The sequence below is a fragment of the Paraburkholderia caffeinilytica genome, from assembly GCF_003368325.1.
GTDB classification, from domain to species: domain Bacteria; phylum Pseudomonadota; class Gammaproteobacteria; order Burkholderiales; family Burkholderiaceae; genus Paraburkholderia; species Paraburkholderia caffeinilytica.
The window spans coordinates 3,524,840-3,537,471 of the sequence record NZ_CP031467.1; the positions used below are offsets into that span (position 1 = coordinate 3,524,840).

The following is a 12,632-nucleotide window of genomic DNA, read 5'->3' on the forward strand; positions in this document are numbered from 1 at the left end:
TCATGAGCGAGCTTTTCATCGACGGCGAATGGGCCGCCGGCACAGGACCCGCATTCGCGTCGCGCAACCCGGGTACGGGCGCGACGGTTTGGGAAGGCAACAGCGCCTCGGCGGACGACGTCGATCGCGCGGTGCGCAGCGCGCGCCGCGCGTTCGCGACGTGGTCGGCCTTGAGCCTCGACGAGCGTTGCGGTGTGGTGCGCCGTTTCGCCGCGCTCGTCACGGAACGCAAGGAAGCGCTCGCCGAAGCGATTGGCCGCGAGACCGGCAAGCCGCTGTGGGAAGCGCGCACTGAAGCGGCGTCGATGGCGGCAAAGGTCGAGATTTCGATTCAGTCCTATAACGAGCGCACCGGAGAAAAGCGTTCGCCGATGGCAGACGGCACGGCGGTGTTGCGGCATCGTCCGCATGGCGTGGTCGCGGTGTTCGGGCCGTACAACTTCCCGGGGCACCTGCCGAACGGGCATATCGTGCCGGCGCTGATCGCGGGTAACGCCGTGGTGTTCAAGCCGTCCGAACTCGCGCCGGGCGTGGCGGCGCTCACGGTGGGGATCTGGCGCGATGCGGGCTTGCCCGCGGGCGTGCTGAACCTCGTGCAAGGCGAGAAAGAGACCGGCATTGCGCTTGCCAACCATCGGCAGATCGACGGCCTGTTCTTCACGGGTAGTTCGGATACCGGAACATTGTTGCACAAGCAGTTCGGTGGCCGGCCGGAGATCGTGCTGGCGCTGGAGATGGGCGGCAACAATCCGCTCGTGATCGGACCGGTGGCGGATCTCGATGCCGCCGTGCATCACACGATTCAGTCGGCGTTTCTTTCGGCAGGGCAGCGCTGCACGTGCGCGCGCCGTATTTTCGTACCGAACGACGCGTTCGGTGACCGCTTTGTGGAACGCCTGACGGAAGTGACTGCGCGTATCAGCGTTGGCGAATACAACGCCGATCCGCAGCCGTTCATGGGTGCGGTGATTTCCGCGCGTGCGGCTTCGCGTCTGGTCGCGGCTCAGGAGCGGCTCCTCGCCGACGGCGCGAAAGCGCTGCTGAAAATGGAGCAGCGCGATCCGAAACTCGGCTTCGTCACGCCCGCGATTCTCGACGTGACCGCCGTGAAGGACCTGCCCGACGAAGAGCATTTCGGGCCGCTGGCGCAGATCATTCGCTACGGCACGTTCAACGAAGCGCTCGAGCAAGCCAACGATACCGAGTTCGGCCTCTGCGCCGGCCTGCTGGCCGACGACGAAGCCCTGTGGACGCATTTCCAGCGCACTATCCGCGCGGGCATCGTCAACTGGAACCGTCCGACTAACGGGGCGTCGTCGGGCGCGCCGTTCGGCGGTCCGGGGCGTTCGGGCAATCACCGGCCGAGCGCGTTCTATGCTGCCGACTACTGCGCGTATCCGATGGCGTCCGTCGAAAGCGCGCAACTGCAAATGCCCGCGAGCGTTTCGCCGGGCCTTCAATTCTAAGGATCGACGATGCAAGCCACTGAAGCCAATTTCGACGGTCTCGTCGGCCCGACCCACAATTACGCAGGACTCTCGTTCGGCAACGTCGCGTCGCAGAACAACGAGAAGTCGGTTGCCAACCCCAAGGCGGCCGCGAAGCAAGGCCTGCGCAAGATGAAGCAGTTGGCCGATCTCGGCTTTCATCAGGGCGTGTTGCCGCCGCAGGAGCGTCCTTCGATGCGTCTGTTGCGCGAGCTCGGTTTTTCGGGCGACGACGCGACGGTGATCGCACGCGTTGCCAAAGACGCGCCCGAATTGCTGGCCGCGGCGAGTTCGGCCTCGGCGATGTGGACGGCGAATGCGGCGACGGTGAGTCCGTCGGCCGACACGCACGACGGCCGCGTGCATTTCACGCCGGCCAATCTGTGCAGCAAGCTGCATCGCGCGATCGAGCATGAATCGACGCGCCGCACCTTGCGGGCGATTTTCAGCGACGCCGATCGTTTCGCCGTGCATGAAGCGCTGCCCGGCACGCCGGCGCTCGGCGACGAAGGCGCGGCGAATCACACGCGTTTCTGTTCCGAATACGGCACACGCGGCGTCGAATTCTTCGTCTACGGGCGCAGCGAATATCGCCGCGGACCGGAGCCGAAGCGGTTTCCCGCACGTCAGACGTTCGAGGCAAGCCGTGCGGTCGCGCATCGTCACGGTCTGAAAGAAGCGGCTACGGTGTACGCGCAGCAGAACCCCGACGTGATCGACGCGGGCGTGTTCCATAACGACGTGATCGCAGTCGGCAACCGCAATACGCTGTTCTGCCATCAACTCGCGTTTGTCGAACAGAATGCGGTGTACGACGAGCTGCGCACGAAGCTTTCCGGGCTGAAGGCCGAGTTCAACGTGATCGAAGTGCCCGATGCGCAAGTGAGCGTGTCCGACGCGGTCACGTCGTACCTGTTCAACAGCCAGCTGCTGACGCGCCCGGACGGCAAGCAGGTGCTGGTGGTGCCGCAGGAATGCCGCGAGAACGCGCGCGTGGCTGCATACCTTGACGAATTGACCTCGCATACCGGTCCGATCGACGACGTGCTCGTGTTCGATCTGCGCGAAAGCATGAAGAACGGCGGCGGTCCGGCGTGTCTGCGTCTGCGCGTGGTGTTGAACGATGCGGAGCGCGCGGCGGTGACGCCTGGCATGTGGATCAACGACACGCTGTTCGGCCGTCTCGATACGTGGATCGAAAAGCACTACCGCGATCGCCTCGCACCGGCCGATCTGACCGATCCGCAGTTGCTCGCCGAATCGCGCACCGCGCTCGATGAACTGACGCAGATTCTCGGCCTGGGCTCGCTGTATGACTTCCAGCGCTGAGCACGGCGTGCCGCTTCCGATGCTCGACGATTTCCTCGCCTATACGCTGGCGGGGACGCGGCCTGGCGCAGAAGAAAAGCAGGGCGCGTGTGCCAGCGGGGTGCGGTGGTCGTGGCTCGACGACGGCGTTCTGCAACTCGAGCCGGCGTCGCATGATGCAACCACTCGCAGCGTGCTCGCGTCAGCCGGCGTGCACGGCGACGAGACCGCACCGATCGAGCTGCTGTCGTACCTCGTGCGCGATATCGCGCGAGGCGAGGCCGCCTTGTCTTGCCGCTTGCTGGTGATACTCGGCAACGTCGACGCAATGCGCGACGCCTGCCGTTACCGCGACGACGATCTGAACCGCCTCTTCAGCGGACGGCACGAGCAAGTGCCGCACAGCCACGAAGCGCCGCGCGCAGCGACGTTGGAGCGTGCGGCAAGGCAGTTTTTTGCCGCGGCGTCGCCGGAGCAGGGCGCCCGTTGGCACATCGACATGCATACGGCGATCCGTCCATCGGCTTTCGAGCAATTCGCCTTGTTACCGCATACCGGCAAGCCGTTTTCGCGCGCCATGTTCGAGTGGCTCGGCGAAGCGCGCATCAGCGCGGTCCTGCTGCACACCACCAAGGGCAACACGTACTCGCACTTCACCGCCCAGGCCTGTGGCGCGGAAGCGTGTACGCTCGAACTCGGCAAGGTGCGCCCATTCGGTGAGAACGATCTGACGCGTTTCGCCGGCGCGGACGAAGCGCTGCGTCATCTGCTGGCCGGTACAAGGAACGGCAATGTGCCCGCGGCGATGCCGCGCGTGTTCACCGTGATCGACCAGCTCACCAAGCAGAGCGACGCGTTCGAACTGCTGGTCGCGGAAGATGTGCCGAATTTCACGCCCTTCGTGAAAGACACCGTGCTCGCACGCGACGGCGATTATCGCTACGCCGTGCGTCACGACGAGGAGCGCCTCGTGTTTCCCAACGCGACGGTCAAGCCCGGTTTGCGCGCTGGTTTGCTGGTGATCGAGACCACCCAGCAGACACTTTCGAAGCTGGTTTAGCCGCCCGCCGCTTCGCTTCCTTCACACACCGCCTCTTGCCTGAACGCGACACGAATTTGCACCTTCGCTGTGCATCCGGGCGGTGTCGCGTGAAGGGCGTCCTTTCCGGCGCCCGCCAGGCGTGCTTTGCGAAGCCTGTACAATCCCGCCCTCGCGGCTGTTGCGCTGCACCACACTGGCCGCACGAGTTTGAATCGCATTTTTGGCGCGGCAATCATGCTGGCCCGGATTCGGCTCCGTCTTATTCAATACCGTAGAGGAACACCCGTAATGAAGATGAATTGGCGAAACATGGCCACGCTCGCGCTGTTCGCGACGGCAACGGTAACGGCAGGCACCGCGATGGCTGCGGACATCAAGGAAGTGCGCTTCGGCGTCGAGGCGTCGTATGCGCCGTTCGAATCGAAGTCGCCGTCGGGCGAGTTGCAAGGTTTCGATATCGACGTTGGCAATGCCGTGTGTGCCAAGCTGAAGGCGAAATGCGTGTGGGTCGAGAATTCGTTCGACGGCCTGATTCCGGCGTTGGAAGCGCGCAAGTTCAACGCGATCAACTCGGACATGACGATCACGGATCAACGCCGCCAGGCCATCGACTTTACCGATCCGATCTACACGATTCCGAATCAGATGATCGCGAAGAAGGGCAGCGGTCTGCTGCCTACGGCGGCTTCGCTCAAGGGTAAGCACGTCGGCGTGCTGCAAGGCACGATTCAGGAAACGTATGCGAAGGCGCGCTGGGCGTCGGCCGGCGTCGACGTCGTGCCGTATCAGACGCAGGACCAGATCTACGCCGACCTCGCGTCGGGCCGTCTGGACGCCGCGTTCCAGGACGCGGAAGCCGCTTCGAAAGGCTTCCTGAAGAAGCCGCAAGGCGCGGGCTTTGAATTCGCCGGCCCGGCCGTCACCGACGAAAAACTGCTCGGCGCGGGCGTTGGCTACGGCGTGCGCAAGAGCGACAAGGCCTTGAAGGATGCGCTGAACCAGGCGCTCAGGGAACTGAAGGCCGATGGCACGATCGACCGCTTCGCCGCGAAGTACTTCGACGTGAAGGTCGTGTTGAAGTAAGGCGTTGTGCGCTTTGCGCGGATGTTGTCGCTTGATATAGCCGGCCGCTGAATGCGGCCGGTTGTCTATTGAGACGGCACGTGATGCGCCGCCTGCCTGACACTTGTCCCATGCATCGTGCCGTGCAGTTCGTACGTTTCATGCACACCGCACCGCCACAGTCGGTCAGCGAACGTTCGCTTCGGGCTGATCGAGATAGTCGAACACCACTTCACCGAGACCTAGCGTCAGATCGGCAAGCAGATGCCGCGCCTCGACGATTTCCAGCACCGGCAATTCCGCGACTGGCGCCAGAGCATGGTGTGCCAGTTCGAGCGAGGCGGGGCCCGTCCATGCGCCTTTGAGGGTGATGTCCTGCAGGTAGTAGCGCACCAGTTCGCAAATCCGCGGCGTGCCGTCCACGTGCGGAATCACCTTCAGCAGGAAGTTCGGCGCCTCCAGACGCTTCTGTTGCTGCGCGAGATCCAGTTGCCGATGTTTGTAGCCCATCGTGCCGGTGGCGATCCGCACCGGGCCGTAGTCGAGCGTGCCGACGAGCGTGTCGGTATGCACTTCCAGCACCGGCTTGGCGAGCTTCTTTGGAAAGCCCCACAGTTCCCGCCCGCCGGCGATCGGCGGATGGTCGTCCAGATACATGGCCAGCGTGTAGCCGCCTGCTACGCCGTTATACGACACCGGAATCACCTGGCCGCTTTCCGTGTAGTCGCCGAAGCCGGTCGAATCCGGCATGCGAATGAATTCGTAATGCACGAGCGGCTCGCCGATCTGGAGCGGCTCGGGCACCACGGCGCGCAGCTTGTCCGGATCGGTGCGGTAAGTGATGATCAGAAATTCCCGGTCGACGAAACGATACGGACCCATCGGAAACGCCGGGTTGGTGATCGGCATCGCGAAGGCATTTGACAGCACGCTTTTGACGTCCATGATTTTCCTTGGTGGTTAAAGGCCGGTGGTGGAACGCTTCTGCACTGCACCAGAGTATCGTCGATTCTTCCCGTGTCTTCAGTGAGACGTGCAATCAATTATTTCGAGATATTGCGGCGTTGACATGTCCGCGCGCAGCGGCCTGAGCTAAAATTGCCGGGCGCACCGCACGTGCAAAGGGCCTCGGGCCCTGGATGCGTGTGCTGGATGCAGCACAAACCAAAATACAGCAGGAAGCGCCAGGGCGGCGCTGAGCGGGGGACCGGAATGACCACCATCGCAATCGAGAATCCGAGCCATACGGGGGCTGCGGACGATGCGCAACTGAATGCCAGCTTCGCGCGCCAGCCGATTCTGAATCGGGACGGCATGCTATGCGGCTATGAGATCAAGGTGCGCGCGCCGGAATTGGCCGTGGGCGCCGAATCCGACGCGGGCGCGGCAACGGCCGCCGATCCGGCCGCCGACGCCTTGCCGGGCCGCGCGCCCGAGCCGGCGCAGCTCGTCGCGCGAGCCGTGATTCGCGGCTTGATGCAGGGCAATGTGCGCGGTGCGCTCACCGGGCATCCCGCTTACGTCGACGTAAGCCGCGAGATGCTGTTCGACGATTCGATCCAGCACCTGCCCACTGACCGATTCATGTTCGAGTTGCCGCCGTCGATCCTGGTCGACGATGCGCTGATCGAGCGCATCGTTGAACTGCACGGCCGGCGCTATCGCTTCGTACTCGACGAAGTGACGCAGCCCGATGAAACGTTTGCGAAGCTGCTGCCCTATGCGGAAGTCGTCAAGATCGATTTCACGCGGGCGTCGAAAGCGCTGTTGCCCAAATTGACGAGCGTGCTCAAGTCCGCGGGCAAGCTGCTGATTGCGCTGGGTCTCGATGCGCAGGCCGATTTCGAAGAGGCGCATGGTCTCGGTTTCGACCGTTTCCAGGGTTACTTCTTCGCGCGTGCGCAGACCTCGACTACGCGGCGTGTCAGCGCACCGCGACATGCCTTGCTGAATCTGCTGCAACTGCTGTCGGGCGATCCGACCGTCGCGCAACTGGAAGCCGAACTCAAGCTGAATCCGGTGCTGGTCATGCACCTGATGAAGCTCGCGAATTCAAGCGGCCTCGCCGTCGGCCACAAGGTCACGACGCTGCGCGAAGCGATCAACGCGACCGGCACCAACCGGATCGCGCGCTGGACGCAATTGCTGCTGTACGCGGACGGCCGCAAGGTCGCGCTCGAAGACGATCCTCTGCTGCAACTGGCGGCGACCCGGGCGCGTTTCATGGAGCTGGCGATCGAACGCTTGCCCGAAGCGGGGCGTGACGAGGCCGATGCGGCGTTTCTGACCGGCGTGTTTTCGTTTGTCGATGCGGTGTTCGGCGGATCACTCGAAAGCACGTTGAACGTGCTGACGCTGTCGCGGCCGATTCAGGCGGGCATCCTGCATCGGCAGGGCGTGCTGGGCTTGCTGCTGACGGTGGTTGAAGCGCTGGAGTGCGGCGCGTGGGATGAGATCGACAGCCTTTGCGCGCGCTTGCAACCGTTGACGTCGGAAGAGATCGCGCTGCTTGGATTGGCGGCGGGGGCGTGGGCCGGGGTCGCGGATCGGAGTGCCGAGGGGTTGGAGCGGATCGAGGATTGAGCGGGGCAGGTTCGAGATTTGAATCGGAGGCCGGCATGTTGCGCATGCCGGCTTCTGCACATCTGGGATTCGTGATTTAGGGCAAATACAGAATTGGTGAGAGTGAAGCACCGTGATTAACGATCACGCCACGTCTTCACATCGTCTCCATTTCCTGCATCTGCCCCAGGCCAAAAAAACGCCCTAACTCCTTGGCCAACTCATTCAACGCACTCATTTCCTTCTGGGTTATTCGCCTTGGCTCCTGCGTATGAGACCAGTCGCCATATAGCAGCGCCACCGTCTGATTGGGTTCGTCGACGACCGGCAGCAGTACGAAGGCGCGGGCGTCGTCGAACGAGCGCCGGAACCATTCCGGTAATCGCGCGACCATCTTCGGGTCGCGCGCGTTCTCGATGAATATGCCGACCGAGTTCGCGATCGCGAGATGAAACACGTCGGGCTCGAAGGCGGTGTTGAACGATAGCTTCGGCAGCGCCGCGTCGATCTTCGGACCGAGACCGAGGCGCGCCTTGAAGGTGCCGTTGCTGTGCTTGACGAACACCACCGTGCGCGCGAAGCCGAGCGCCGCCAGCACGGTTTCCGCTGCCAGCGCCAAGGCCGGCGCGAGCGCGCTGCCGTCGGGCAGGCCACGCAGATCGCCCACGCCCGCCGCGATGCGCGCTTCCGGATTGAGCGCCTCACGCGCGATCGCGTCCGCATTGGCGCGCAACTCCACGATCTCGCGCATCACGCCGTCGCCGCCTTCTTCACGGGCGAGCGCGATGCTCATCCCTTGCAACACGTCGGGATCGGTATTCAGCGGATGGCAGTATTCCTGCGCCAGTTCGGCGATGCGTTCCTCGCGCTCCCAGTCCGGCATGTTCTGCTGGGTCAGCACGTCGGCGACCGCCGTCGAATAGTTGGTGATGGCGCGCAGCCACTGCACCTGGCGCGGCTGCGTCACGTCCAGCGGATCGAACTCGCCCATGCCGGAGCGGATCATGTCCGGCAGGCGCCAGCGGACCGCGGCCTCGGCGCCGATCTCGTCGAACGTGACGCCGAGCACCAGCACGCAGGCATCGGCTTCGAGGGTGCCGTCCTCGATATGCCGGCGGATCTGATCCCATTCGGCGTCGAGATAGAACACCACCAGCAGCTTGCCGATCTGCCGCATCAGCGTGCAGACCACGGCTTCTTCGCCGGCGCGCAGATCGCCGCGCTCGGTCAGCTTGCGCGCGACGCAGCCCGACAGCAGCGTGCGGTTCAATTCGAGTTTCGCGTCGATACGGCGGGGTGCGCTGTGATGAAAGTGATCGACGATTTTCAGGCCGACCACCAGATGGCCGACCGCGTCCATGCCGAGCACCATCAGCGCGCGCGACACCGTGGTGATGTTGCCGCCAAACGCCATGTACATCGCCGAGTTGGCCAGCCGCAGCACCTTCTGCGTCAACGCGAAATCCGACAACACGACCTGCACGAGGCCGGTGAAGTCGAGGTCGTCGTTGTTCATCGCCGCCATGGTGGTGCGCAGCGATTGCGACAGCATGGGGAAATCGCCGCGCTCGCTCATTCGCGTCCAGAGCCGGTCGAGCACCGCCGCCTTTACCATGTGAGTCCCGCCAAAGCCATACCTGTTCCAATGAGTGCTGCACCGGCTCCTGGCCGGCATCTTCCGCTGCGCACGAGGTTTGCCCGCGTCATTATGCGGCGTGCAGGTGAAGCGTGCGCGCTTCGAAACGTTGTGCAAGTTCGTCGGAAGGCAACGCCTTGCAGACGAGCCATCCCTGTATGTGGTCACAACCCATCTCGGTGAGCAGGCTGCGTTGGGCTTCCGTTTCGACGCCCTCGGCAACCAGTTCGAGATCGAGCGTTTGTGCCAGCCCGACGACCGCGCTAACGATTGCCTGATCGTTCCGGGAGGTTAGCAGATTCTCGACAAAACTCCTGTCGATCTTGAGTTTGGCCAGGGGGAATCGTTGCAGGTAAGCCAGGCTCGAATAGCCGGTGCCGAAATCGTCGACCGCAAAGCGGATGCCCATCGCCGTCAGTTCCTCGAGCAGACCCTTGGCGTGCGCCGGGTCGTGCATCAGCAGGCTTTCGGTGATCTCGAACACGAGGCGGCGCGGATCGATGCCCGTCAACTCGATCGCTTCGCGCACGCTGTCCTTGAAACGCGGGTCGCGGAACTGCTGCGGCGACACGTTGACCGCGACATATTGCAACGAGATGCCCCGCGCGTCCCACTGGATCAACTGCATGCAGGCGACCTTCAACACCCAGTTGCCGAGGAAGTTGATCAGGCCGATCGACTCCGCGAGCGGAATGAACATCGAAGGGGGCACGAGGCCGTGCACGGGATGCGACCAGCGGATCAACGCTTCGACGCCGACCACGCCGTGCGTGCGGCTGCTCGTGATCGGCTGGAAGTGCAGCGAGAACTCGCCGTTGCGCACGCCGTCGTAGAGGTCGGCCTCCAGCTTCAGGCGCTCGGCGTCGGCGGGGTTGTCGTCCGGGACATAGAAGGCGAGGGTGTTGCCGCCGGCCGCCTTGGCCTGCAGCAAGGCATGGTCGGCCCAGCGCAGCAGGTGCGTGTCGTGGGCGGCGTCGTCGTTGGCGTGGCGCACGTCGGGGTAGAGCGCAATGCCGATGCTCGCCGACAGGTGCACCTGCTGGCCGTTGAAGACGTACGGTTGCTGGATCGCGGTCAACAGGCGGCGCGCCAGCGTTTCGGCGGCGGCGGCCGCGTCGGTGCGGCTCGCGGCGGGTTTCACGAGGATCGCGAATTCGTCGCTGGCGACCCGCGCCACCGTCTCGCTCGGGCTCGTCATATTCAATAGACGCCGCGCGGTGTCGCGCAACATCTCGTCGCCGGCATCGTAGCCGAGCGCGCGGTTCACGCGCTGATAGTCGTCGAGGTCGAGCAGCAGCAGCGCGGCCGGCGTGCCATGGGCGTCGGCTTGCCGTTGCGCGTCGAGCAGCGCGGGGATCAGCGCCGGCTGATTGGCCAGATTGGTCAGGCGGTCCAGATGCAGCGCCTGGGTCAGGCGTTCCTCGGTGGCGCGCCAGGCGGATACGTCGAAGCCGGCGACCGCATAGCCGTCGATGCCGTCGTGGCTGCTGCGCACCACGCGCAGCTCGACCGTGATCGGGTAGGTCAGCGACTTGATGAGGCCCAGCGTAGCCTTTTCGACGTTGCCCGTGGCGGTGGCGCGCGTCAGCAGCGCGTCGAGGCGCGGCACGTCGGCGGGCGCCACGAGATCGTGCAGCGTGATGGTCTCGAGATACTCGCGGTGATAGCCAATGAAGCGCAGGCTGGCGTCGGACACATAGAGAAAGCGCAGGCCCTCATCGATGTGCGCCAGCAGGTCGACGGCGCCGACCACCTGTTCCAGTTGAGCGGTGCGGCTGGCGCCGGCCTGGGGTTTGCCGTGGGCATGCCGGCCGAACGCACGAAACCGGTCGATGACCGTGCGCAAGGAGCCCCGGCGGGGCGCGGTGATCCTGTTCGCTTCCATGTTTATCGCTGGCAACCTGTGTTCGTCTGCAGGCGGGGCGGCTTACTGCCCGCCGTGTCCGGGCGGTTGAGAGGTATCAGGCCGCCCCATCAGAACAAGATAACGACCCGCGGCGGGAAATCTTTAGCGCCTGCCGCGAAAAACAAATGGTAAGGAAGTGGCGGTGTGGCCCCGCGACGTCGCGAGGGCGATTCAGTTAAAGTGCAATGGCTTCGTATCCGTTAATACGTCAATCCTGCTGTGCAGTGCCGGCGATGACGTCGCTGCGTAGCTTTCCGAACACTTGCACCGATGATCCATGTCTGAACGTCACTTTGTCAGGGCCACCGCCCGGCACGTCGAGGTGCTTGAGCAATGTGCCGACGACGCAGACCCGGCGTCCGCGGCACAGTTCGTCTATCTGGGCCGCCAGCCGATTCTCGATCGCGACGGCGCGCTCAATGCTTACGAGTTATTGTTTCGATCCAGCGCGCATAACTATGCCGAGGTCACCGACGACGCCCAGGCGACGGCGCAGGTGGTGGCGCGCGCGATGGGCGGGATCGGCGTGGCGGCCGTACTGGGCCAGCACCGCGGCTTCGTCAATATCGACCGCGCGCTGCTGTTTAACGACATCGTCCATCTGATGCCGCCCGAGCGCTTCGTGCTCGAGATCCTCGAAACCGTCAAGTTCGATGCGCATCTGGCCCGCCGGCTGACCGAGTTGCGCCGCGCCGGCTTCCAGGTGGCGCTCGACGACGTCAGCGAATTATCGGACGAGCTGCTCGCCGCGCTGCCGCACGCCGACATCGTCAAGATCGACTTCCTGCTGACCGAGCGGTCCGTGCTTGCCAAGCTGGCGTCGATGGTGCGCAGCCACGGCAAGACACTGATTGCGGAGAAGGTCGAGACGCGCGAAGACTTTATGCTCGCGCGCGACCTCGGCTTCGATCTGTTCCAGGGATACTTCTTTGCGCGGCCGCAGGTGTTGGCCGCGCCGCGCAATCGCTCGCCACGCCCCGGTCTGCTGCGTTTGCTGGCGTTGTTGTCGCGCGACGCAGGCATTGTGGAGCTCGAAGCGGAGCTCAAGCTAAACCCGAGCGTGGTGGTGCAACTGCTGCGCCTCGTCAATTCGAGCGCCTTCGGTCTGGGGCGCAATATCGCTTCGCTGCGCGAGGCGATCATCGCCACCGGCACGCGGCAGATTGCGCGCTGGGCGCAACTGCTGTTGTACGCGGACAGCGGCGATCTGCCGTGGCGTGCCGATCCGCTGGTGCAGCTGGCCGGCACGCGCTCGCGCTTCATGGAATTGGCCGCTGGCTGGCTGCGCCCGTCCGATGACGACTTTGCCGATGCCGCTTTCATGACCGGAATATTTTCTCTCGTCCATGTGGTGCTCGGCAGCACGCCGGCGGCTGTCCTCGAGAAACTCGGCCTTGCCCCGCAGATTCGCGAAGCGATCGTCACGAAGAGCGGCGAGCTCGGCACCTTGCTGAGGATTGCCGAAGCGGCTGGCGAGGGCGCCGAGGCCGCCTCGATCGCAGCCGGGCCCGATGCGCCGCCCGGCTTCGTGGCGCTGACGCCGGAGGTGCTGGCGGAGCTGAACCTGTCCGCTGCGGCGTGGTTCGGCGCGCATGTCGAAGAAGCCGCCTGATGCATCCTTTGAGCGGG

Annotated in this window: 9 protein-coding genes; 6 read left to right on the forward strand and 3 right to left on the reverse strand. The window is 64.2% G+C overall.

What is annotated here, in order from left to right:
* Window positions 1-2 precede the first annotated feature (2 nt).
* The 4 genes from astD to DSC91_RS32055 all read left to right on the forward strand — a co-directional run bounded on the left by astD (window position 3) and on the right by DSC91_RS32055 (window position 4,920).
* The gene (gene astD, locus DSC91_RS32040) at window positions 3-1,466 is read left to right on the forward strand and encodes a succinylglutamate-semialdehyde dehydrogenase (RefSeq protein WP_115782521.1); all 1,464 of its coding nucleotides are present in this window, start codon (window positions 3-5) and stop codon (window positions 1,464-1,466) included.
* 9 nt (window positions 1,467-1,475) lie between these two features.
* Complete coding sequence (gene astB / locus DSC91_RS32045; protein WP_115782522.1) at window positions 1,476-2,816, forward strand: N-succinylarginine dihydrolase; 1,341 nt, start codon at window positions 1,476-1,478, stop codon at window positions 2,814-2,816.
* A complete protein-coding gene (gene astE, locus DSC91_RS32050; RefSeq protein ID WP_175171996.1) occupies window positions 2,800-3,855 on the forward strand; it encodes a succinylglutamate desuccinylase in 1,056 nt (351 codons plus the stop codon). Before astB ends, astE begins: the two co-directional genes overlap by 17 nt.
* Window positions 3,856-4,125: 270 nt before the next feature.
* Window positions 4,126-4,920 (forward strand): ABC transporter substrate-binding protein, encoded by a 795-nt coding sequence (locus DSC91_RS32055; protein ID WP_115782523.1) that lies wholly within the window; start codon window positions 4,126-4,128, stop codon window positions 4,918-4,920.
* A gap of 165 nt (window positions 4,921-5,085) precedes the next feature.
* Here the strand turns inward: DSC91_RS32055 and DSC91_RS32060 are convergent, their stop codons facing one another.
* Window positions 5,086-5,844: an acetoacetate decarboxylase gene (locus DSC91_RS32060; protein ID WP_115782524.1), complete on the reverse strand. Its 759-nt coding sequence runs from the start codon at window positions 5,842-5,844 to the stop codon at window positions 5,086-5,088.
* Window positions 5,845-6,111: 267 nt separating this feature from the next.
* Between DSC91_RS32060 and DSC91_RS32065 the strand changes: the two genes are divergently transcribed.
* Window positions 6,112-7,482 (forward strand): EAL and HDOD domain-containing protein, encoded by a 1,371-nt coding sequence (locus tag DSC91_RS32065; RefSeq protein ID WP_115782525.1) that lies wholly within the window; start codon window positions 6,112-6,114, stop codon window positions 7,480-7,482.
* Window positions 7,483-7,618: 136 nt separating this feature from the next.
* On the opposite strand, the gene DSC91_RS32070 is transcribed toward DSC91_RS32065, so the two are convergent.
* Both DSC91_RS32070 and DSC91_RS32075 read right to left on the reverse strand, forming a co-directional pair.
* The gene (locus DSC91_RS32070; protein ID WP_115782526.1) at window positions 7,619-9,076 is read right to left on the reverse strand and encodes an HDOD domain-containing protein; all 1,458 of its coding nucleotides are present in this window, start codon (window positions 9,074-9,076) and stop codon (window positions 7,619-7,621) included.
* 91 nt (window positions 9,077-9,167) lie between these two features.
* The gene (locus DSC91_RS32075) at window positions 9,168-10,982 is read right to left on the reverse strand and encodes a putative bifunctional diguanylate cyclase/phosphodiesterase (RefSeq protein ID WP_115782527.1); all 1,815 of its coding nucleotides are present in this window, start codon (window positions 10,980-10,982) and stop codon (window positions 9,168-9,170) included.
* Window positions 10,983-11,280: 298 nt separating this feature from the next.
* On the opposite strand from DSC91_RS32075, the gene DSC91_RS32080 reads away from it, so the two are divergent.
* Entirely contained in the window at window positions 11,281-12,615 is a 1,335-nt protein-coding gene (locus DSC91_RS32080) for an EAL and HDOD domain-containing protein (protein ID WP_115782528.1), read from the forward strand.
* Window positions 12,616-12,632 lie beyond the last annotated feature (17 nt).